We start from the raw sequence: 23,344 nt of genomic DNA on the forward strand, positions 1-23,344 counted from the left end.
AGAAATTTAAGACTCTTTAGGATGATTATCGACTTCTTCATCCTCTTCCTCAATAACGGTGCGGCGTTGTTTGCCGGTATAAAAGCGGGCAAAGAACACGCCCACTTCAAATAACAGATACATCGGAATCGCTAACAGTGTCTGTGACAGTACATCCGGTGGGGTAAGGAGCATTCCTACCACAAAAGCTCCAACAAACACATAAGGCCGTTTTTTCTTCAATGCTTCAGGTGTTGTCACCCCCGCCCAGCACAAAAGAATTATCGCAATCGGAACTTCAAAAGAAATACCAAAAGCCATAAAAAGCGCCATAACGAAATCAAGATATTTGGTGATATCCGTCGCGATTAACACACTTTCCGGCGCTGTTTTGGCAAAAAAACCAAAAGCTAATGGGAAAACAATAAAATAGGCAAATGCCATTCCCAGATAAAATAAGAAGCTGCTGGATATCAACAGTGGAACCATCAAGCGGCGCTCATGCTTATACAGAGCAGGGGCGATAAAAGCCCAAACTTGATAGAGGATCATCGGCGCTGAAACAAATACTGAGACCATCATGGTCAATTTAATCGGGGTAAAGAACGGCGACGCGACATCTGTTGCAATCATACTAGAACCAGCAGGCAGTTGTTTGATCAAAGGCGCTGAAACCAGGTGATAAATATCATTGGCAAAAAAAACCAATACGCAAAAAACCACTAAAATAGTGATGATGCAATTCAATAACCGCTTACGCAATTCTATTAAATGAGTAATAAGGGGTTGGGTATCATCAACAGCCATGTTTACCGATCGCCGCCATGTTGGTGAGTTCGAGGTTGGTCAGCACGAAGTGAATCTGTGCTATGGGTGTCAACTGTGGCAGTTTTTGCCTTAGTTACAGGAATGCTAGTAACAGGAACAGGTTCCCTATCTACAGAAAGGGTTGATGCAGAAAACACCTCAACCTGAGCAATGGATTTTTCATCGTCATCTGGAGCAGTTCCAACCGCTACCGGAGTGATCACTTTATCAGTATCAGTACTCGGAGCTTGAGGTGATGCCTGCACCTGCGTCGCTGATTCAGCAGGTGTAACACCATCATGAATCGCTTCTGGTTCGGTCACTAGTGGATTATGGATCGTATGTGGTGCTTCCGAGCCGATGTCAGAATGATAAGAACGTTTTAGCGCTTCAGCGGCTTCTTTCAGTTCATCCATTGAAGCTTTCAGCTCAGGTGTCAAGTTCTGCAAACCCGCCTCTTCTGCTTTTTTCAGGCTATCTTGCAACTCTTGTATCTTCAGCTCTTGTGCTAATTCGTTTTGCACTGTTGCCGCAAGTGAACGCAATGTACGAATCCAACCAGCAACCGTCCTTACCGCTACCGGTAGTCGTTCTGGCCCAAGGACGACCAGCCCGATCACCAGCACCAGTAGCAGTTCACTAAACCCGATATCGAACACAGCTTATCCCTGCTCTTTGTCGTGGCTCTTAGACTCTTCAGCTTTAGCAACTGGCTGCTGCTTTTCAGTAATCGAGTTTGCAAAATCAGCATCGTTACTGGTTTTATTAGCATCCGTTGGTGGAGTTTGTGGCTCATCACCTATAGCCTTTTTAAAACCTTTGATGGATGCACCCAAGTCTGACCCTAATGTCCGCAGTTTGTTAGTACCAAACAGTAGAACAACAATCACGGCAATGATTAATAACTGCCAAATACTTATACCACCCATTACATTCACCTCTATATACAAGGGTTATTCCACAGAGGGCCGCATTATACGCCATATTACCTCTGTGAAGATCTATCTAACTTACCGCATTTTGAACTAGCGCATAGCTTCTTGAACAAATAAGTGACTTGTTGAATAACTTTTACATCAATCACCTACCATACAATAATCTATCTACAGCTTCTTTTAGCAATAAGTCATTAACTAGTTCGTCGCCAACCAATAAGCCAAGCCAATACTCCAGCGACAATGAATCCAGTTGAAATTTCTGCTGCATCGGCCAAGAATAAAATGGTACCACTGACTAATAGTGTAGCGCCAACACCGAATAAATACCGTGATTGCCCCTGACGTTGCTGCTGACCTTGCATTTGAGTTGTGAGCTTATCGACACTTTGCTGTAGTAATTTATGCTGCTGCAAGCTGTCATAAACAAGCTCTGGTAACTCAGGGAACTTTTCCGCCCAGAATGGTGCCTTCTCTTTCAATGCACGAATAACCGCAGGAAGCCCGACCTGATCCCGCAGCCAGCTTTCCAGGAAAGGTTTTGCGGTCGTCCAGAGATCAAGTTGCGGGTAGAGCTGACGCCCTAAACCTTCAACATACAATAGCGTTTTCTGTAGTAAAACCAGCTGTGGTTGAACTTCCATATTAAAGCGACGTGCTGTATTAAAGAGATTCAACAACACATGGCCGAATGATATTTCTGCCAATGGTTTTTCGAAAATAGGTTCACAAACGGTACGAATAGCGAATTCAAAATCTTCAACATTAGTGTCACGGGGAACCCAACCGGAATCAACGTGCAGTTCAGCAACGCGTCGATAATCCCGATTAAAGAAAGCAATAAAATTTTCAGCGAGATAGCGTTTATCTGCTTTATTCAGTGAACCGACGATACCGCAATCAATACCGATATAAAGTGGGTCGTGAGGATGCTCATAACTGACAAAGATATTCCCCGGGTGCATATCTGCATGGAAAAAACTGTCACGGAAAACCTGAGTGAAGAAGACTTGAACCCCGCGCTCCGCCAACAATTTCATATTGGTGCCTTGATTTTCAAGGGCTGTAATATCTGACACGGGAATACCGTAAATTCTCTCCATCACCAATACGCTTTCCCGGCAATAATCAGAATAGACCTCAGGAATATAGAGCATTGGACTAGCTTCAAAATTACGGCGCAACTGAATAGCATTAGCGGCTTCACGCAGTAAGTTCAATTCATCAAGCAGTGTTTTTTCGTATTCACGTACCACTTCACGCGGGCGTAGTCTGCGACCATCAGGTAACAGCTTAGGGACCCAACCAGCCAAACGATACATCAAGCGTACATCTGCTTTGATAATCGGCAAGATATCAGGACGAATGACTTTGAGTACAACTTCCTGGCCGTTTTCTTTTAAACGCGCAGTATGTACCTGAGCAATGGAAGCAGAGGCTAAAGCTTCCTGCTCAAAATCATCAAACCATGTTTCTAGCGGCCCGCCCATCGCAATTTCAATATACTTGCGTGCAAGCGCACCATCAAATGGAGCGACTCTATCCTGTAATAGAGCAAGTTGATCGGCAATTTCAGGGGGGAAAAGGTCACGGCGAGTCGACATCATCTGACCAAATTTGATCCAGACAGGTCCTAGCTCCTGCAAAGCAAGACGTAAACGCTCCCCTAGCGGCTTATCTTTATGACGATTAGGCAACCAGAAAAATAAATGACGTCCAATACGCAATGGCAGCGTCAAACGTATATTCGGGATTAACTCATCCAGCCCGTAGCTCAAAAAAACCCGAATGATAAGATACAGGCGCCGAAGTTCTCCTGGCGTCATTGTTTTGTCTCCATGGTGACCAATCTGGCAGTCAAAGCCTCGGTTGCTCGAGCGGTGGCATCAACCTCTTCGTTAAACCACACAACTTCCAGCGGCGCTGGCGCCATTTTCCATTCTTCGGTTATTGCTTCAGCCAAGTAATTTTGCTGCTGTTGCAACTGCTTACTGAGAAAACGGCTACTTTTTTGTACTGCCTGCCCAATGGTTTCTGCTGCTATATCTCCAATATAGGGGGCCAGCCATTCTGCTGGCTCCCACTCGGCAAGATCTAATAACGTAACAAGCTGTTGAACCACCTGAATATCACCTTCGACAATCAGCTCACTACTACGCATCAAAGATGAAAGCTGCTGACGGTCACGCAATTTCACCAGCACAGCAATATCTGTTTTCACTATGCAGTCCGCATCACCATCCCATTGACTTAAAACATCAACCTGCCGTTCGCTAAATACTAATAACAGAGGAAAGCTCACCTCACGTAACTCGATACGCAGGACTTTCCCTGCTAAACGTAAACGTGCAGCTTTTAGGCTTTTATCGCGAAAGAGCACACTATTTAGTGACGTTTCTATAGCAGCTGTTATTAATGGCGACAACAAAGTTGGTTTCAATAAAAAAGGTTTAAATATCAGTGACTTTAGCAGCATAACCATATTCCCTGTTAAAACTTGAAACCCCGATGTAACGCAACAATACCACCGGTTAAATTGGAATAGGTTACGTTTTCAAAACCGGCATCTATCATCATACCTTTGAGTGTTTCTTGGTCAGGGTGCATCCGAATAGATTCTGCCAAATAACGGTAGCTTTCAGAGTCCTGCGCCACAAGTTCACCAATCTTAGGCAAAATATGGAAGGAGTAAGCATCATAGGCTTTGCTCAATGGTGCCAAAAGAGGTTTGGAAAACTCTAGAACCAACAAACGGCCTCCGGGCTTTAATACCCGGAACATAGAACACAGGGCCTTTTCTTTTTCGGTTACATTTCGCAAGCCAAATGAAATGGTTATGCAATCAAAGTAATTATCAGGGAAAGGCAAAGCTTCAGCATTAGCCTGTACATAGCTGACATTACCAACAATACCTTTATCACGCAGCTTTTCACGGCCCATTCGCAACATTGACTCATTGATATCGGCCAAAACCACTTCACCCTGCTCACCTACCAAGCGAGAGAATTTAGCAGTCAAATCTCCGGTGCCGCCAGCCAGATCCAATACCCGTTGACCGCGCCGAACACCGCTACAATCAATGGTAAAACGCTTCCAAATACGATGAACACCGAATGACATAAGGTCATTCATCAGATCATATTTGGCAGCTACGGAATGAAAAACTTCTGCCACCATGCCTTCTTTCTGTTCTTTGGCTATGGTGCGAAAACCAAAATGAGTGGTTTCCTTCTCCTGATCTACCATTTTCTGTGCCTGCTTTTCAGTCAATTTTTCGAGGAATTGTACCAGAACTCCGATGAAAGCCCCATCTCACTTGGTATTAAGGTAACTGCTTAATCACAGCTTTCTCAACATCATACAGAAGAGGAACATGCAACTAACCCTGATACTTCAGCGGTGCAGAATCATTCATTTCGGACTCTACATCATCGGATAGCGCTAAATCGCCCTCAGGTTGATCTTCCATACTGGCTTTCTCTGCCAGTGTTGGACTAATAGGCCGTTTTACCTCGACCCCCAGAGTACGAAAACCTTCAACTTGCCCTATCAGGTTACCACGGCCTTGCGACAGTTTGTTCATTGCCTGACGATAACTTAATTGCGCTTTATCGAGGCTTTGTCCCAACGACTCCATATCATCAACAAATAAGCGTAATTTGTCATAGAGTTTGGCTGCTCTCTCCGCAATACGTTGTGCATTTTGGCTTTGGTGTTCGTAGCGCCATAAGTTAGTAATAGTTCGTAAGGCCACCAGCAGTGTTGTTGGGCTAACCAACATAATATTGTGCTGTAGCGCTTCGCTGATCAATTCTGGTTGGCGATCAATAGCGACCAAAAACGCAGGCTCAACAGGAATAAACATCAGTACATAGTCAAGGGAACGTAAGCCAGGAAGTTGCTGATAATCCTTGCGGCCCAACATCCTGATATGGGCACGCAGTGATGATAAATGTTCATTTAATGCCGCTTCGCGCTCAATATCATCTTCACTATTAAAATAGCGCTCATAAGCTACTAACGACATTTTAGCATCGATAACGACATCTTTACCCTGCGGTAAGCGCACAATGACATCCGGCTGCATACGGCTATTACCATCAATTTTTACGCTAACTTGGGTTTGATACTCATACCCCTCACGTAGCCCTGAAGCTTCGAGCACCTTAGCTAAAACGACTTCCCCCCAGTTACCTTGAGTTTTATTATCCCCTTTGAGGGCCCTTGTCAGGTTTAGAGCTTCCCGCGCCATTTGAGCATTGAGTTGCTGTAAGTTACGGATTTCATGGGTCAGAGTATGCCGTTCACGAGCCTCTTGCCCAAAGCTATCCTGAACCTGCTTTCGAAAACCATCTAACTGTTCTCGTAGAGGTAACAATAAGCGATCCAGACTGTGCTTATTTTGTTCGTCAGCCCGACGACCCGTTTGTTCAAAGATGCGATTTGCCAGATTTTCGAACTGTGTGGTTAGCCGTTGCTCACTATTAAGAAGTAAACGCTGCTTTTCTTCTGCACTCAGCCGTGTTTCTTCCAAGCGAATAGTCACTTCGCGCAATTCAGCCTCTTGTGCACTATTCACTTCTCGTTGAGCCCGTAATTCCTGATTGAGCTGTTCACATTCATTATGCCAATGAGCTAATTGCTGTAGTTTTTCAGCATTTGCCGCTAACTGGCTGTGCAAATTACGCTGTTCTAACTCACCTTGCCGTAATTGTTGTTCATTACGTTGCAAAAGGGACTGTAATTCTGAGGTATTTTGCTGAAACTGTTGTAATGACTGCTCAAGTAACCGCCGCTCAATATCCTGCTGCGCTTTATTGCGCTGCTGATACAAGCTAGCAATCAGCCAACCAATAAGCCCACCGAGTAGGCAGCCTCCCAGGCCATAAAATAAACTGATATCCACGCTTATCTCCCCATTAACCTATTGTCAGTCAAGGTAAGGGGATACTGTATGGATGTCCAGAGTGTTTTTCCGTTACATACCATCTTGCGAAGCTGCACGCATAAATAACAAGCAGATAAAAAACCACTTACTTTGCGACAAAAAAATGCGTTAAAACTGTCAGCCACAAAATATAGAGCAGCTTCAGGACTCACGTAAAATTAATCTATCCAGTGGGAAAGCCACTGAATACCGAAAGCGCCAGGAGCTAGAATACCGAATGCCCAGATGATGGCAGAAGTGATATTAGCCAACTGGAAATAGAACTTTGGCATAGCACATATTCCGGCAACCAGAGGAACGACGGCACGTAGTGGGCCAAAGAAACGGCCAATAAAAGCACCAAAAAAGCCCCAGCGCTCAAAGAAAGCATGGCCGCGAACAAGTAGTTGGGGGTTGCGGGAAAGTGGCCACAAGGTACCGACACGATTTTTGTAATGATCGCCAACCCAATAGGATACCCAGTCGCCAAAGAAGGCCCCTGCTACAGCGGCGGCCCAAATCGGCCAGAAAGAAATTCCGCTTTCACCAATTAATGCGCCTAATCCGAGCAAGATAACCGTTGCGGGTAGCAGTAAGGATAGAAAGGCTAGCGATTCACCAAAAGCGAGGATAAACACGATAGGCATTGCCCATATTTCATGTTCACGAACAAAATCAGTAACGATAGTAATGACGTCATTTAAGGTCACAGGCATTTCCCTGTTATCAATAAAGTAGCCGCTAGCATACTCAATATGTCGACATTTTTGCTTAACAAAAAATAAACGGCCAGAGGATTCCGACCGTTTATTAGAACTAAAGCTATTAACTTGGATATCAGGCGTTGGCAGTAATCACTTTATTGCCAGCCATTTCGGCTGATCTGCGAATCCACAGTTCACGCCATTTTTTCAGTGCTGATATCAAGATAATTACGCCCAGAGTCATCATAATGATAGAAATGATGCCATTGAACAGATTGTAACCTTTCGCTGCTGAATTGAAGTACACATGGGTGATCATCCAGTAGCCTGCATAGTTTACAGTAACAAACAGATAAGCCAGTGGGATCACACAGGTCAGCATATAAACCCGTTTGGTTGCCAAGCGCAGTATAATAGTGGCACCAATGATTAAGCCAACAGAAGCCATTAACTGATTTGATACACCAAACAGCGCCCAGACCGAGTTAATATCACCAGAGTTAAGGAGATAACCCCACAACGCACAAGCAATAACGCTGCATGCCAATGTACCTGGTAACCAATCAGTGCGTTTTAATGGAGCCCAGATATCACCCAGGAAATCTTGTAGCAAGTAGCGAGCCACACGAGTACCAGAGTCAACGGCTGTCAGGATGAATACAGCTTCAAACATCACAACAAACTGGAAGAAGTAAGCGGCCAGACTACTGAACCATGGCACACGAATGAAGATATCTGTCATACCTACAGCCAGGGTTACAGCGCCACCGGTACGGCCATACAAGTCTAAGCCAATTTCCTGGCTCAGTTTTGGCAGGTTAACCACTTCCATACCGAGCGCACTCCAAGCTTCGGCTGAAGAGTTAATCGCGAAGTAGTCGGCTGGATGCAAAGAAGTTGCAGCGATCAGGGCCATTACCCCAACCATACATTCGGCCAACATCGCACCAAAGCCGACAGGTAAGATGTCACTCCATTTGTCGATTTGTTTTGGTGTAGTACCTGAACCAATGAAGGCGTGGAAACCAGAAATAGCACCACAAGCAATAGTAATCGAAATAAACGGCCAGACTGGGCCAGCCAGAACTGGGCCACCACCGTGAATAAACTGTGTTACTGCTGGGAATTGAATTTCAGGGTTAATAAATACAACACCCACAATCAGTGCGCCGAATACACCGATTTTCATAAAACTAGAAAGATAACCGCGAGGAGTTAATAACATCCAGACAGGCAAGGCCGTTGCGAAGAAAGCATACATTGGCAGAATGATACTGACAGTATCCGCTTTCAGCATTAGCCATTCACCAAGCCAAGTACCTTCAATGTAAGGGCCGACGAACACGCACACCATAATGGCAGCGATACCGACATAAGAAGCCCCTTTCATGCTGCCGGTCATGCGCTCCCATAAACCAACACAAATCGCGATAGGGATTGTCATGAACACCGCGAAAGTACCCCAAGGGTTACGTTCCAGTGCATGTACCACAACCATCGATAACCCGGCCATGGTAATAGTGATAATAAATAACATAGCCAGACCGGTACACCAGCCTGCGACTGGCCCGAGCTCTGATTTAGCCACTTCAGACAGAGATTTACCCTGATGTTTCATGGAAGCGAACAGAACAACGGTGTCGTGAACGGCACCACCGATAACACAACCAATCAATAACCATAGAAAGCCAGGTAAATAACCATATTGGGCTGCCAGTACAGGGCCAACTAAGGGGCCAGCCGCAGCAATAGCTGCAAAGTGGCTACCAAAGTTCACCCATTTTTTAGTTGGAACGTAATCTTTACCATCTTCAAAGGTGTGGGAAGGTGTTACTTCACTGTCATCGACGCGCAGAACCTTACGAACAAAAAAGATACCGTATAGACGGTAGCAGATCACAAGGACACACGCGGAGGCGATAACAAAGGTAATCGCATGTTGCATGAGCATTCTCTCCAGGGAATTTGTCAGGCGTTAACATACGCTTGGTTCCTAAGAGAAATATCAGCGAACTGGTTAAGCGGTAGTTTGCATCATTAAGCGGTTAAAAAGAGCCGCCCAGTGGTGGCTCAATACACAATAAATCAGAGAAGCTGCATCTTGGGGAACAACTATTTCAAGAAATATGACTGCTACTCCAAGAAATATGACTGCAATTTTTCACGCTCAGTGCTGCCAAGACCAAATTCCTGCCGTAGCCACTGCTCGCGGCTACCATAATGCTCTTGAATACTGCGCAGTGCCGTTTGGATAAACTCTTCCCGAGCTGACAGCACAAAAGCGAACTGCCCTAATGCCTGATCGTTTAGTTTTAACGCCAGTTCCGCCAACATATGCTCACGGAAAGGTGCCAGTGTCGTTTCGGTCAGTAGATAATCTTCCAATACGGTCGATTCATCAGCACCTAGAGCAAACAGCACCAAAGCCGAACCCACACCGGTACGGTCTTTACCGACGGCGCAATGTTGTATCACACCCGCAGCAGCATGCTCTGGCGAAGCACTATTTTGCAGCAAACTGACCAACTGTTTATAAGCCTGATTATTAAATGGCAAGCGGCGATACAGTTCTAACATAAAGGCGCGGGCATCAAATGTTGCTAATGTCTCGTTAGTCAGTTTCTCGAGATTGGCGTTAACTTCACTACTAAGTGGATTGGCTGGAGTATTGTGATAACTGGCACCCTGCCAAACGATATCGGGTTTGGCCTGGACTTCATCCGCATCGCGGTAATCAAGAATTTGAGTGACGGAGCCACTGCTGAGAACAGCGCAATCTTTGGTACTCAAACGGTCAAGCGAACCCGAGCGAAACAATAACCCACGCTTGATTCGCCGGCCATCCGCGACAACGTTACCACCGAGATCACGAAAGTTGATACCACCATCCAGTGGCAGTAGGGAAGGATGAGATAGAACAGGTGTCGTCATATTTTCCTCTTATTATTGTCCATTATAAGAGCTACGACATTAACAGATACTCAGCCAAAATAAAGAACGGGCCAGTAAACTGACCCGCTCATATGATATTCGTTTATTTATTTACTGTGGGTGATTTCCCCATCAGATGGATGAATTACAGCAAGTGGCGAGCTGCTTCCACAACAATTTTTACTGCATGACTTTCAGTCGCTTTCATGGTTTCTTCGTTCGGGATCTCTTGCTGGGTGCGGTTAACAATTACCCCGGCGACCATACCGGCACGTAGACCCTGACTAGCACACATGGTCAACAAAGTGGCAGATTCCATTTCATAATTCATCACGCCCATTGCTTGCCATTCTTCCATGGAGCCTTTGAAACGCTGGACAACACGACCAGAGAAGGTGTCGTAACGTTCTTGCCCTGGATAGAAAGTATCAGAAGAAGCTGTGACACCAATATGCGTCTTCGCACCGACTGATTTAGCGGCATTAACCAATGCTGTGGTGCAATCAAAATCGGCCACTGCAGGGAATTCCATCGGAGCAAAATGCAGGCTGGCACCGTCTAAACGCACGGCTGCGGTAGTGACTAATACATCGCCAACATTAATATGTGGCTGAATGGCACCGGTAGTACCAATTCGCAGGAACGTCCGCACACCAAGTTGCGCCAATTCTTCAACCGCAATAGAAGTTGATGGGCCACCGATACCCGTTGAGCAGACAATCACAGCTTTACCATCGAGCTCAGCACGCCATGAGGTAAATTCACGATGCGAAGCCAGATGTACTGGGTTATCCATCAATTTAGCGATTTTCTCAACACGCTGTGGATCACCCGGAACAATCGCCAGAGTCGCCCCTTGCAGATCATTTTTAGTCAGGCCCAAGTGAAAAACGTCGGATTTAGCCATGTGTGAGACTCCTCTTTCATGAGAGATGTTATAGGGGGTACAAAGGATTACTTTACTCAAAATCATCACATTATTTCGTGACATCGGTCACTCTGATAAAAGAAATGATAACTTTGAATACATTTATTATGTGATTTTTATCACATAATAAGCTTATTGAGTTCGATTTTTAGACAAAAATAGACCGCGGCAACGGTGATTTTGTATATGAATAACAATAGTAGGACTCATTGATTAATGTTGGATGAATATCTTCTTATCATCGGCTTATTGAGCAGACGTCCACATATCGCAATAAAATACTTAATTACTGCAAACCTGATCTCATTAATCTTAAAGATTACCTATAGTTAAGATCGTCAACAGCAAATATCAGGGCAATGGATAGCTCAACCCAATAAGACTTTACCGAGTCATACTTTCCTCATTTCGTAAGGAGACCACAGTGACAACTGATCAATCTATGACTCTCAAACAGGTGGCAAGCGGTTTCACGCCGGCAGTCGGTCCTCTGGCCTCGACGTCCCGCCATACCGACCAACAAGGTATTCACTGCACAGAAACCACTATCCCTTCTCAAGGCGATGAGCTACCGGCTTATGTTGCTAAACCAGCCCAACACTCGGGGCCATATCCTGTGGTTATTGTTGTGCAAGAAATCTTTGGGGTGCATGAACATATTCAAGATATCTGCCGCAGATTAGCGAAACAGGGCTATCTGGCCATCGCCCCTGAGTTGTTCTTTCGCCAGGGTGATGCTAAAGAATATGATGATATTAATGCACTGGTTAAAAATCTGGTCAGCAAAGTACCCGACCGGCAGGTTATGGTCGATCTTGATCATACCGCCCACTGGGCATCCCGTCATGATGGGGATACCAGCAAATTAGCCATTACTGGCTTTTGTTGGGGTGGGCGAATTGCATGGCTGTATGCCGCCCATAACCCGCAATTAAAAGCGGCGGCGGCTTGGTATGGCAAATTGGTGGGAGAAAAAACCTTGCTGTTGCCGAAATATCCGGTTGATGTGGCAGTCGACCTCAGTGCCCCGGTGCTCGGGCTGTATGGCGGAAAAGACGGTAGTATCACGCAAGAACATATCGACACCATGCGCCAGGCATTACGAGCAGCAAATGCCGATGCTGAAATCATTGTTTATCCAGATGCAGGACACGCGTTTAATGCTGATTATCGCCCCAGTTATCACGCTGAGTCTGCACTGGATGGTTGGCAGCGCATGCTTGACTGGTTTTCGCAGCACGGAGTCGCAGCTAATCCTGTGCAGGAAGTGGGTAAGTAATAGCGATAAAAAAGGGCGCAAATATGCGCCCAAAGTTTCACAACATAGAGTAAACCGTTATTAATCAGGCCTGTTCTTCACGCAGACGTTGCGCCGCCAGAACCATGTTTGCCAGTGCCTGGCGAGTTTCCGGCCAACCACGAGTTTTCAAACCACAGTCCGGGTTAACCCACAGACGTTCCGCTGGGATACGCTGAGCCGCTTTGCGCAATAGAGCTTCAATCCATTCCACACTTGGCACATTCGGTGAGTGAATGTCATAAACACCGGGCCCAATTTCATTCGGATAAGCGAAATCTTCAAATGATTCCAACAGTTCCATATCTGAACGGGAAGTTTCTATGGTAATCACATCCGCATCCAGCGCAGCAATGGAATCCATGATGTCATTGAACTCGCAATAACACATATGGGTATGAATCTGAGTATCATTTTGTGCAATCGCAGCATTCAATTTAAAAGCATCAACCGCCCACTGTAGATAAGCTTGCCAGTCCGCACGGCGCAGCGGCAGGCCTTCGCGCAGCGCTGGCTCATCAATCTGGATGATACCAATACCGGCTTTTTCCAAGTCTTCCACTTCATCACGCAGTGCTAATGCAATTTGTTTAGCAATGGTTTCACGGCTGACATCTTCGCGCGGGAATGACCAGCACAGGATAGTCACTGGCCCAGTCAACATGCCTTTTACCGGCTTGTCCGTCAGAGATTGAGCATATTTAGCCCACTCAACGGTAATAGCTTCAGGGCGGCTGATATCACCAATAATCACCGGCGGCTTAACACAACGTGAACCGTAGCTCTGCACCCAACCATTTTGCGTAAAGACAAAACCGTCCAGATGCTCGCCAAAATATTCAACCATATCATTACGTTCAGCTTCACCATGCACCAGCACGTCCAGGCCCAAACGCTCCTGTTCGGCAATAGCTTGCTTGATATGCTCGCTAATACCGGTGCGGTAGTTTTTGCCATCCAAACGGCCTTGCTTGAAGTCCAAACGTAAACCACGAATTTCAGTGGTTTGTGGGAATGAACCAATGGTGGTGGTCGGCCAGGCTGGCAAATTAAAACGCTTACGCTGCGCAGCTGCACGCGCTTCATAAGGCAGTTGGCGTTCAATATCTTGCGCAGTGATGGCCGCCAAACGCTGTTCTACTTGCGCGTTATGCACACGGCTGGAAGCACGGCGAGCACGGATTGGTGCGCTATAAGCTGCCAACTCAGCCAGTTTAGCTTCAGTGGGGGCATTCAGTGCTTGTGTTAGCAGCGCCAACTCGGCACATTTTTGCAGGGCAAAAGCAAACCAGCTTTTGACTTCTGTATCAAGGCGAGTTTCTTCACTTAAATCAATTGGGCTGTGTAATAAGGAGCAAGAGCTACCCAGCCACAACGGGCGACTATTCACCAGTGGTTGCAAGCGCTCGAACCAGTGGCTCAAGTCTGCACGCCATACGTTACGGCCATTAATTACACCCAGTGATAACAACCACTCTTTTGGCAGTTTTGCATTCAGGTCAGTAATATCATCCTGACCAGCAACGACATCAACATGCAGACCTTGCACTGGCAGATCGCGAATGGTGTCCAGGTTATGGCCAATGCTGTCGAAATAGGTGGTCAGTAACAATTTCACCTGACCTTGTAGCGCCTGATAAGCCGGTTGGTAAGCATCCAACCACTCTTGTGGCAATTCCAGCACCAGTGCCGGTTCGTCAATTTGTACCCACTCGATACCGCGGTTGGCCAATTCAGCCAACACTTGCTGGTAAACCGGTAGGATGTCTTTCAGCAATGAAAGGCGGTCAAAGTGCTCGCCTTTCACTTTACCCAGCCACAAATAAGTGACCGGGCCAAGCAGTACCGGCTTGATTTTGTGGCCTAATGCCAGCGCTTCGTCCACTTCATCCAACAGTTGAGTCCAACCCAGCTTGAACTGCTGGCCCTGTTGGAACTCTGGCACCATGTAGTGATAGTTGGTGTTAAACCATTTGGTCATTTCTGCCGCCGCCGCTGGTGTCCCGGTGGGTGCACGGCCACGGCCAATACGGAATAAGGTATCTAAATCAATCGAACCGTCAGCATTCTGATGGCGCTCAGGGACATTACCCAGCAGCAAACTGGTGGTCAGGACATGGTCATACCAGGCAAAATCACCGACTGGCACTAAATCAACGCCAGCTTGCTGTTGCTGTTGCCAATGGCGGGCGCGCAATTCACGACCCACATTGAGCAATTCTTCTTGCGTGGAGTTGCCTGCCCAGTAACTTTCTTGTGCTTTTTTCAGTTCACGTTTCAGACCTACACGCGGAAAACCCAGTGTGTGATTTAAAATTGTCATCGTCTTATTTCCCATTTAGCCATCCAGATGTTTACACATCCATAATCAGCAGGTACTGTATTAATCACAAGCGCAATTTGTTCACTATCACTGTGAAGGACTCTCATGATCGAACTGAAACACTTACGCACCCTACAAGCTTTGCGTAATACCGGCTCCCTGGCGGCGGCGGCAACACAGCTTCATCAGACCCAATCGGCCTTATCCCACCAATTCAGTGATTTGGAACAGCGCCTGGGTTTTCGTCTGTTTGTGCGTAAAAGCCAGCCGTTACGTTTCACGACTCAAGGTGAGATCCTGTTACAACTGGCGGAACAAGTGTTGCCACAAATCAAGCAAGCGCTGCAAACCTGCAACGAACCACACCAAACCGCGCTGCGTATCGCCATCGAATGCCATAGCTGTATTCAGTGGCTCACACCGGCGCTGGATAATTTCCACAAAAACTGGCCGCAAGTATCGATGGATTTCAAATCAGGCGTGACATTCGATCCTCAGCCGGCCTTGCAGCAAGGAGAGCTGGATTTAGTACTCACATCTGATATTTTGCCGCGCAGTGGCCTGCACTATTCGCCGATGTTTGATTTTGAAGTGCGCCTGGTGCTGGCTCCCGACCACCCATTGGCCAATAAAGCCCGTATTGAGCCGGAAGATTTGGCGCAAGAAGTGTTGATGATTTACCCGGTACAGCGCCAACGGTTAGATGTCTGGCGGCATTTCCTGCAACCGGCGGGGATCAGTCCCTCACTGAAAAATGTCGATAACACCTTACTGCTCATTCAAATGGTTTCAGCACGGATGGGGATCGCCGCCCTACCACACTGGGTGGTCGAGAGCTTCGAACGTCAGGGATTAGTGGTTACAAAAACACTGGGAAATGGTTTGTGGAGCCGGTTATACGCCGCTGTCCGTGATGGAGAGCAGCGCCAACCGGTTACTGAAGCTTTTATTCGTTCGGCCCGGCAACACGCTTGCGATCATCTGCCGTTTGTAAAGAATGCGGAGCGATCCAACGGCGGTGCACCCATAACGAAGCCATTATCACAATTGCCCCAATGATAAAGCTGGGCCAATGGGGTTTCTCTTGCCAAATGGCCAGATTCACCAGTAGCCCAGCCGGAACATGCACGTTATTCATGATACCCAAGGTGCCAGCATCCACTTGTGTCGCGCCATAGTTCCACATGAAGTAGCCCAAAGCAGAAGCGCCGACACCGAGCCACACCAACACCCCCCACTGCAATGAGGTGGTCGGCAGTTTTTGTGGATTGCCGAAAATAAACCAGGCGATGACGGCGACGACCAGAGCGCCGACATAAAACCATGAAAAAGCCACATGCTGCGGGATCGGGTGCACTTCCATCAGCCTTTTGTAACCCACTTGTCCGATGGCAAAACAGATATTAGCCGCCTGAACCAATATCAATCCCCACCAAAAATGTTCGCTTAAATGGTCATAACGAATGATTGCCGCCCCGACCACCGCCAGCAAAGCACTCAGGGCATAGCCCCACCGCAAGCGCTGACGCCGCAATACATCATAGATTAATGTGACATACAGTGGGGTCATTACGGTGAATAGCAGGAACTCCGGCACACTCAGGTAGAGATAGGCACGGAAGACAAACAAGTACATGATTCCTAACTGAATTGCACCCACCACCATATACAATAAAATCACCCGCCAGTGAATATTGCGCCAACGCAGGAATGGCAAAAAGACCAGCGCCGCCAGCCCGACCCGCATTAGCACAGAGAACCAGCTATCCACCTGGCCGGCCAGATATTCGCCAATCAGGCTAAAAGAAAAAGCCCATAAGATGGTGGTGATAATCAGTAAAAACACAATAAATTGGCTCAATAAGATGACAATGCGCCATTGTAGCGGAAGCGGAATATAATTTTTGCGCGGAGTAGGTTTACATCTGATCAATAATAAGCCAAACGAATCCTGTCCGCAGGTAGGGACATGATTCGCTGGTGAAAACTTATCTTCTGCGGTTAAGGCATTCCGACGCCAATAATGGTCAGAATCAATGGGGTGGTGACTGCGGCCAAAATCGTCGACATCACTAAACTGGCGGCGGCAGGGCCGGTTAGCACATTAAATTGACGTGACATCAGATAAACATTTACGCCAGTTGCCATTGACCCAAGCAATACCACCACCTGTGTTTCCAGCACCGGTAAATCCATCGCCCACGCCAGCGCCCATATCACCATCGGCTGCACTATCAGCTTAAGAAAACAGATCGCACTGCTGATTTGCCAGCCCTCACTCACGCGGTATTCCGCCAGCCCCATTCCTAGCACAATCAATGACAGCGGCGGAGCCACCTGCCCCAGCATAGTGACCGGTTGGTCGATAAATTGCGGCAATTGCAAACCGGTCAGGCTGAATAATGTGCCGGAAATAATACCTATAATCAATGGGTTGGTCAGCACGCTGCGGGCTGTCTTGGCAAACCCGGCTAATGTCGGCGAACCATTGCGCGCCCACTCCACTGAAATGGTCACTAATGTCCACAAAATCAGTCCGTTAAACACCAAGACCAGCGCCACTGCCGGGATAGATTTCTCCCCCAGCATAAGGGTGGCAATGGGCAGCCCCAACATCACATTATTGGAAAAAATCCCGCCGAGGGCAAACACCGAGCCGGACACGCCATCCAGATGAAATACTCGGCTGGCCACAATGCGCCCGATGATAAATACCACCAGGCAACTGCCAAAAAAGGCAATCAGTAAGCGAGCATCAACCGCCGGGCGTTCGGAGAAATCGCACATCATGCGAAACAGCATGGCAGGTAACGCGAGGGAGAACACAAAGCGGGTCAAACCATCAGTAATCGTGGACGGCCACTGACCAAATCGCACCAAACAGTAGCCCAGTGCGAGTAGAACAAACAGCGGTGAAGACAAGACAATCTGGTGCCAGAGCGAAATAACAAAGGCGGGCATGGTTCACTTCCTGTCAAACCGGGCCAGATCAGCCCGTAAATGTAAGAATGGCTGACCTGCTCTGTTTCCTGTTCTGTTTATATCAAAGTCATTGGAGTTCGAGGTAGGCAGCAAACGAGCTAACCCCGATGAGCATACTGACTTTAAAATCAACGACAAGTATGTGATTCGGGTGAGTGAGCGCAGCTAACGCCCCTGTAGCTTCAAGGACGAGGATATATTAAATCTATACGGTCAGTACAGATACAATCAACGCCCCAACTTAACAATTCCTGCGCCCGCGCCGGTTGGTTGACGGTATACACTAAAATACGCAGCCCAGCGGCTTTGAGTAACGCCACCCGCTCGGCGGTCAGTTGTTTGTGATTGATGTGCAAAGAGACGCAATCCAACTCGCGGGTCATTGCCAGCCAGTTGTCATCCCATTTATCCAGTAATAAACCGCGCGGCAGCTCAGGTGCAGCTTGCTGTGCTGCGGCTAATGCATCAAACGAAAATGACGATAACAAGGGCGGAATCGCCTGACCTTGCCACAATAGGCGCGCCGCCAAAGCAATGGCACGGCCGGTGGGGATTTCAACCCCGATGGTCGGTTTAATTTCAATATTCGCCGCCATGCCGTACTGGGCACAGCGAGCCGCCACCTCAGAGAGCAGAGGCAAGCGCTCCCCCTGAAATGCCGGGCTGTACCAGTCACCGGCATCCAGCTGAATCAGCTTTTCCCAGGGTAAATCTCCAGCCACACCCCAGCCATTGCTGGTTCGCTCCAGTGTGTCGTCATGCAGTAGGAATATCTGGCCGTCTTGCGATAACTTGGCATCAAACTCAATCATTTTGTGGCCGTGACGCGCGCCCACATCAATTGCTGCCAAGGTATTTTCGGGTGCTAATGAGCCGCCGCCGCGATGGGCAACAAGGGTAGGATAAGGCCAGTTTTTACTCATGATTCCATCCGTAGTCCGCTTTCTGAATCAAAAAAGTGCAACGCCGCAGGCGGCAGATACAAGTGCAACACACTGCCCACCGCGGGCATTTCTTCATGGGATAAACGGGCGATAAGACTCTGACCGCCCCACAAACCATGGGCCAAATTATCCGCGCCCAATAATTCGAGTGTTAATAAAGCCAGCGGCACACTCTGCGCTGAGGTTTTTTGCTGAGATACCCTTTGCTGAATATGCTCCGGACGGATACCCAGGGTCAAGCGCCGATCGGCCCATTGCGGCCGTGGTACTTCCAGCGGCAGGGTCATACCATCAGATAAAATAAAGGCGCGCCCATCCGGACTGACAGTTCCGGCTAGCAGGTTCATCGCCGGTGAGCCGATAAAACTGGCGACAAACAGAGTCGCGGGCCGCTGATAGACTTCACTTGGTGTGCCAATTTGCTCCGCCACACCTTTGTTCATCACAATCACCCGCTGCGCCAGCGTCATAGCCTCAACCTGATCATGAGTGACATATAAACTGGTGGTTTTTAACCGCCGATGTAGTTGTTGCAGTTCAAGGCGCATCTGCACTCGTAACTTGGCATCCAAATTGGACAGTGGCTCGTCGAATAGAAACACCGCCGGTTCGCGCACAATGGCGCGGCCCATCGCCACTCGTTGGCGCTGACCGCCGGATAGTTCGCGCGGCTTGCGCTTCAATAGCGGGCCTAGCTCCAGAATTCGGGCGGCCTCATCGACGCGCTGGCGGATCTGTTCTTTGCCAAAACCGCGAATTTTCAGGCCATAGGCCATATTGTCAAACACACTCATATGGGGATATAGCGCATAGTTCTGAAACACCATGGCGATGCCGCGATCTTTGGGTTCCAGATCAGTTACCCGCTGATTATCAATATAAATATCGCCGCCGGTGGTGCGTTCAAGCCCCGCGACCATACGCAGCAATGTCGATTTGCCACAACCGGATGGGCCGACCATCACGATAAACTCGCCATCCGCGACATCTAAATCAATCTGCTTTATCACCGGCGTCACACCGTCATAAGATTTGGTTACTGCTTGAAGCTTTAAACATGCCATATCAGGTTACTTCTCACTGTCTACCAGGCCGCGAACAAACCAGCGCTGCATCAGAAGGACCACCGCGACCGGTGGAATTAATGTCAAAATCATTGCTGCCATCACCTGATTCCACTGGGTTGGAGCGCCCGAGCTGGAAATCATGCTTCTTATTCCCGCCACCGCCGTGCCCATTGAAGCATCACTGGTAATCAGGATTGGCCAGAGATATTGGTTCCAACCATAGATAAAAGTGATAACAAACAGAGCCGCCAAATTGGTTTTGGACAGCGGCAAGACAATGTCCCAGAAGAAGCGCATGGCCCCTGCGCCATCAATACGAGCGGCTTCCAATAACTCATCCGGCAAGGTCATGAAGAACTGGCGGAATAAGAAGGTTGCGGTAGCGGACGCCATCAGCGGCAGAGTCAGGCCGGTGTAGCTGTCCAGCATATCCAGGTTGGCAATCACTTGAATAGTCGGGAAAATGCGCACTTCCACCGGCAGCATTAAGGTCAGAAAAATCAACCAGAAAAACAGATTGCGCAGCGGAAAGCGGAAGTAAACGATGGCATAAGCAGACAGCATCGAGACCGTGATTTTGCCGACGGTAATCGCAAACGCCATCACAAAGCTGTTAAACAGCATCAGCCCAAAGGGGGCGCTGTTATTGCCCACACCGGTATGCCAAATATGGCTGATGTTTTGCCATAAATGCGGCCCAGGGATCAGGGTCATGGGCACCTGAAACACCTGAGTGTCATCCAGAGACGCCGCGACAAAAGCCACATACAACGGGAACAGGATCAATAGCACGCCGATAATCAGCATGACATGGCAAAAGATATCCAGCCCACGGCGATTCTCAATCATTGGTAACGCACCTTACGCTCAACAAAGCGGAACTGGATAACCGTCAAACCAATCACCAGCAACATCAGCACAACTGACTGAGCCGCTGAACTGGATAAATCCAACCCGGTAAAGCCTTCACGGTAAATTTTATAAATCAGGGTGGTAGTCGCCTGTACCGGGCCGCCGCCAGTCGCCGCATCAATCACAGGGAAAGTGTCGAAGAAGGCATAAACCAAATTCACCACCAGCAGGAAGAAGCTCACCGGTGAAATCAGCGGTAACACCAAATTGAAGAAACGGCGCACCGGCCCCGCCCCATCAATAGCCGCCGCCTCAACCAATGAGCGCGGGATAGATTGCAGTGCCGCAAGGAAAAATAAGAAGTTATAACTGATTTGTTTCCACACCGAAGCCAGCACCACCAAGAACATCGCCTGCCCACTATTTTGTGCGTGGTTCCAGTTGTAGCCCAGTGTGGCAAGGAAATGGGTTATCAATCCCAGCCCCGGATTGAACAAAAATATCCACAATACTGCGGCCACAGCAGGGGCCACGGCATAAGGTAAAATCATTAAAGTTTGATAGATGCGGCTGCCACGTAACACGTAATCCACCATCGCCGCCAGAAATAGCGACACCACCAGACCGATACCCGCCACCAGACCGCTGAAAATGAGCGTGGTATAAAACGAGGCCAAATAGTATTCATCGTGAAACAGCGCAATAAAGTTACTCAACCCGACAAACTGGCTGGAGAGGCCGAATGGGTCCAGCATCTGCACCGAATACCACAGCGCTTCACCCGCCGGCCATAAGAAGAAAACAGCGGTAATGGCCAGTTGCGGTAATACCAACAGGTAAGGTAACCAACTACAGGAAAAACCGGGACGGGAAGATGACATAGAATTAACCGTTTATCGGACGTGGGTCAATTAGCTCTAGAGCACCAATCGAAAACACCACGTTCAGATTCAATACAGTACCAAACTATTTGGCGTGACTGGCACAGCCAGTTTGGGGGCGAAAATCACCGGCCCAAACTGGCAAATAAAGTCGCCAAATAATATTACTTGTTGGTTTGCTCGAAGCGGCGCAACAACACATCACCTCGCGACACAGCGGTATCTAATGCTTGTTGTGGCGTTTTCTTACCCGTCCAAACACCTTCCAACTCTTCATCTACCACGGTACGAATCTGTGGCATATTGCCCAGACGTAAGCCCTTGGTGTACGGCAATGGCGGCTTGTTCAACATTTGGCGAGTAGCAACATCAGCACCTGGATTCTTGTCATAGAAACCCTGTTGCTTCGTCAACTCATAAGCGGCGGTGGTGATAGGCAAGTAGCCGGTCTTCTGGTGCCATTCGGCAGCAATTTCCGGTTGAGTCAGGAATTGCAGGAATTCAGCCACACCCTTATAAGTATCTTTATCTTTACCATCCATCACCCACAGGCTAGCCCCACCAATAATGGCGTTTTGTGGCGCGTTTTTCTCATCGGCATCGTAAGGCATCATACCCACGCCGTAGTTAAATTTGGCGTAATGGCGGATATCGGCAAGAGAACCGGAAGAGGCGGTGGTGATGGCACAGTCGCCGTTATAGAACTTGGCTGTCGATTCATCTTTGCGACCAAAATAGGTAAAATCGCCTTTTTTGTTCATATCCGACAGCAATTGGATATGTTTAACCTGCACTGGTTTGTTGAATTCCAATACAGCATCAGTGCCATCAAAACCATTATTACGGCTGGCAATTGGCTGACCATGCCAGGCGCTGAAGTTTTCAATTTGAATCCACCCCTGCCAACCGCTGGCGTAACCACAAGTTGCCCCCGCAGCACGTAATTTTGCGGTGTCTTCGGCCAGTTCTTGCCATGTTTTAGGCGGTTGATCTGGATTCAGACCGGCTTTCTTAAATGCATCTTTGTTGTAATACAGCACCGGTGTAGAGCTGTTAAACGGCTGAGATAATAAGTGGCCGGTTTTGGCATCGGTGTAATAACCCGCAACCGTTGGGACGAAGACGGATTCATCAAACTTAATATCGGCGTCTTTGAATACCTGGAATACCGGCTTGATGGCCTTACTCGCCATCATGGTCGCGGTGCCCACTTCATAGACCTGCAAGATAGCTGGGGCTTTCCCTGAACGGAAAGCAGCAATACCCGCCGCCAGACTTTGTTCGTAGTTACCTTTATAGACCGGTACAATTTTGTAATCGGTATGCGACTGGTTAAAGCGATCAGCTAATGAGTTAACTTCGACCCCTAACTCTCCCTCCATGGAATGCCAGAAAGGAATTTCAGTGACCGCCATTGCATTAGCACTGAATGCCAAGGTTAGCGCGACACAAATCGACGTTTTACGAATAGTGTTGTTAAACATATCTAGCCCCTGAATAAATCTGTCTGGCTCATCTCAATTAACTGCGGTGGATGAGCGAAATAAATCAGTTTTTGTTCGAAAGCAAACATGACATCGTTTCATGACAGAAATATAACTTTCAGATGACATAAAAATGACAAAAAGTAAAAATAAATACCAAAACCTCTTTTAATTTCGCCACTATTCGCTAATGAAATGAGTTTTTTAACAAAAGTAACAACAATTCAATCAGGAATTTCCCGATGAAAACAATAAAAATATAAATATCTATTAGATATTTATTTGATCGTTAAATTACTATTG

Annotated in this window: 21 protein-coding genes; 2 read left to right on the forward strand and 19 right to left on the reverse strand. The window is 47.7% G+C overall.

What is annotated here, in order from left to right; translation table 11 throughout:
* Window positions 1-6 precede the first annotated feature (6 nt).
* From tatC to udp, 11 genes are all read right to left on the reverse strand, one after another.
* Window positions 7-786 carry a Sec-independent protein translocase subunit TatC gene (gene tatC, locus DX162_RS04660; protein ID WP_004391380.1) on the reverse strand — a complete coding sequence of 260 codons (780 nt, stop codon included), beginning with the start codon at window positions 784-786 and terminating at the stop codon, window positions 7-9.
* 2 nt (window positions 787-788) lie between these two features.
* Window positions 789-1,445, reverse strand: a complete 657-nt coding sequence (tatB, locus tag DX162_RS04665) for a Sec-independent protein translocase protein TatB (protein WP_004391378.1) — start codon at window positions 1,443-1,445, stop codon at window positions 789-791.
* 3 nt (window positions 1,446-1,448) lie between these two features.
* On the reverse strand, window positions 1,449-1,715 hold the full coding sequence (locus tag DX162_RS04670) for a Sec-independent protein translocase subunit TatA (RefSeq protein WP_004391377.1): 267 nt from the start codon (window positions 1,713-1,715) through the stop codon (window positions 1,449-1,451).
* 200 nt (window positions 1,716-1,915) lie between these two features.
* On the reverse strand, window positions 1,916-3,547 hold the full coding sequence (gene ubiB, locus DX162_RS04675; protein WP_032820198.1) for a ubiquinone biosynthesis regulatory protein kinase UbiB: 1,632 nt from the start codon (window positions 3,545-3,547) through the stop codon (window positions 1,916-1,918).
* Complete coding sequence (gene ubiJ / locus DX162_RS04680; RefSeq protein ID WP_032820196.1) at window positions 3,544-4,197, reverse strand: ubiquinone biosynthesis protein UbiJ; 654 nt, start codon at window positions 4,195-4,197, stop codon at window positions 3,544-3,546. Before ubiJ ends, ubiB begins: the two co-directional genes overlap by 4 nt.
* Before the next feature lie 14 nt (window positions 4,198-4,211).
* Window positions 4,212-4,967, reverse strand: coding sequence for a bifunctional demethylmenaquinone methyltransferase/2-methoxy-6-polyprenyl-1,4-benzoquinol methylase UbiE (gene ubiE / locus DX162_RS04685; protein ID WP_032820208.1), 756 nt, complete (start codon window positions 4,965-4,967; stop codon window positions 4,212-4,214).
* A 133-nt stretch (window positions 4,968-5,100) separates the two neighbouring features.
* Entirely contained in the window at window positions 5,101-6,627 is a 1,527-nt protein-coding gene (gene rmuC / locus DX162_RS04690) for a DNA recombination protein RmuC (RefSeq protein WP_004391373.1), read from the reverse strand.
* A gap of 200 nt (window positions 6,628-6,827) precedes the next feature.
* Window positions 6,828-7,358 (reverse strand): DedA family protein, encoded by a 531-nt coding sequence (locus DX162_RS04695; protein WP_032820194.1) that lies wholly within the window; start codon window positions 7,356-7,358, stop codon window positions 6,828-6,830.
* Window positions 7,359-7,485: 127 nt separating this feature from the next.
* On the reverse strand, window positions 7,486-9,297 hold the full coding sequence (locus DX162_RS04700; protein WP_032820192.1) for a carbon starvation CstA family protein: 1,812 nt from the start codon (window positions 9,295-9,297) through the stop codon (window positions 7,486-7,488).
* A 188-nt stretch (window positions 9,298-9,485) separates the two neighbouring features.
* Window positions 9,486-10,283 carry a tyrosine-protein phosphatase gene (locus DX162_RS04705; protein ID WP_004391370.1) on the reverse strand — a complete coding sequence of 266 codons (798 nt, stop codon included), beginning with the start codon at window positions 10,281-10,283 and terminating at the stop codon, window positions 9,486-9,488.
* Between the two features lie 145 nt (window positions 10,284-10,428).
* Complete coding sequence (gene udp / locus DX162_RS04710) at window positions 10,429-11,190, reverse strand: uridine phosphorylase (protein ID WP_004391369.1); 762 nt, start codon at window positions 11,188-11,190, stop codon at window positions 10,429-10,431.
* Window positions 11,191-11,635: 445 nt separating this feature from the next.
* On the opposite strand from udp, the gene DX162_RS04715 reads away from it, so the two are divergent.
* Window positions 11,636-12,490 (forward strand): dienelactone hydrolase family protein, encoded by an 855-nt coding sequence (locus DX162_RS04715; protein WP_032820190.1) that lies wholly within the window; start codon window positions 11,636-11,638, stop codon window positions 12,488-12,490.
* A 64-nt stretch (window positions 12,491-12,554) separates the two neighbouring features.
* On the opposite strand, the gene metE is transcribed toward DX162_RS04715, so the two are convergent.
* Complete coding sequence (gene metE, locus DX162_RS04720; protein WP_004391367.1) at window positions 12,555-14,831, reverse strand: 5-methyltetrahydropteroyltriglutamate--homocysteine S-methyltransferase; 2,277 nt, start codon at window positions 14,829-14,831, stop codon at window positions 12,555-12,557.
* A gap of 105 nt (window positions 14,832-14,936) precedes the next feature.
* On the opposite strand from metE, the gene metR reads away from it, so the two are divergent.
* Window positions 14,937-15,890, forward strand: coding sequence for an HTH-type transcriptional regulator MetR (gene metR / locus DX162_RS04725; protein WP_004391366.1), 954 nt, complete (start codon window positions 14,937-14,939; stop codon window positions 15,888-15,890).
* Here metR and DX162_RS04730 read toward each other — a convergent pair.
* The 7 genes from DX162_RS04730 to ugpB form a co-directional block, all read right to left on the reverse strand.
* The gene (locus tag DX162_RS04730; RefSeq protein ID WP_032820206.1) at window positions 15,778-16,677 is read right to left on the reverse strand and encodes a carboxylate/amino acid/amine transporter; all 900 of its coding nucleotides are present in this window, start codon (window positions 16,675-16,677) and stop codon (window positions 15,778-15,780) included. The two genes, metR and DX162_RS04730, sit on opposite strands and share 113 nt — an antisense overlap.
* Before the next feature lie 155 nt (window positions 16,678-16,832).
* On the reverse strand, window positions 16,833-17,792 hold the full coding sequence (locus DX162_RS04735) for an AEC family transporter (RefSeq protein WP_098081015.1): 960 nt from the start codon (window positions 17,790-17,792) through the stop codon (window positions 16,833-16,835).
* Window positions 17,793-17,995: 203 nt separating this feature from the next.
* Window positions 17,996-18,736 carry a glycerophosphodiester phosphodiesterase gene (gene ugpQ, locus DX162_RS04740; RefSeq protein ID WP_032820187.1) on the reverse strand — a complete coding sequence of 247 codons (741 nt, stop codon included), beginning with the start codon at window positions 18,734-18,736 and terminating at the stop codon, window positions 17,996-17,998.
* The gene (locus DX162_RS04745) at window positions 18,733-19,821 is read right to left on the reverse strand and encodes a sn-glycerol-3-phosphate import ATP-binding protein UgpC (RefSeq protein ID WP_032820185.1); all 1,089 of its coding nucleotides are present in this window, start codon (window positions 19,819-19,821) and stop codon (window positions 18,733-18,735) included. The genes ugpQ and DX162_RS04745 overlap by 4 nt, the downstream gene beginning before the upstream one ends.
* A 6-nt stretch (window positions 19,822-19,827) precedes the next feature.
* The gene (gene ugpE / locus DX162_RS04750) at window positions 19,828-20,673 is read right to left on the reverse strand and encodes a sn-glycerol-3-phosphate ABC transporter permease UgpE (protein ID WP_032820184.1); all 846 of its coding nucleotides are present in this window, start codon (window positions 20,671-20,673) and stop codon (window positions 19,828-19,830) included.
* A complete protein-coding gene (gene ugpA / locus DX162_RS04755; RefSeq protein WP_098081018.1) occupies window positions 20,670-21,557 on the reverse strand; it encodes a sn-glycerol-3-phosphate ABC transporter permease UgpA in 888 nt (295 codons plus the stop codon). The genes ugpE and ugpA overlap by 4 nt, the downstream gene beginning before the upstream one ends.
* Window positions 21,558-21,721: 164 nt before the next feature.
* A complete protein-coding gene (gene ugpB / locus DX162_RS04760) occupies window positions 21,722-23,041 on the reverse strand; it encodes a sn-glycerol-3-phosphate ABC transporter substrate-binding protein UgpB (protein ID WP_004391359.1) in 1,320 nt (439 codons plus the stop codon).
* Window positions 23,042-23,344 lie beyond the last annotated feature (303 nt).

Source organism: Yersinia kristensenii (assembly GCF_900460525.1).
Lineage (GTDB): Bacteria > Pseudomonadota > Gammaproteobacteria > Enterobacterales > Enterobacteriaceae > Yersinia > Yersinia kristensenii.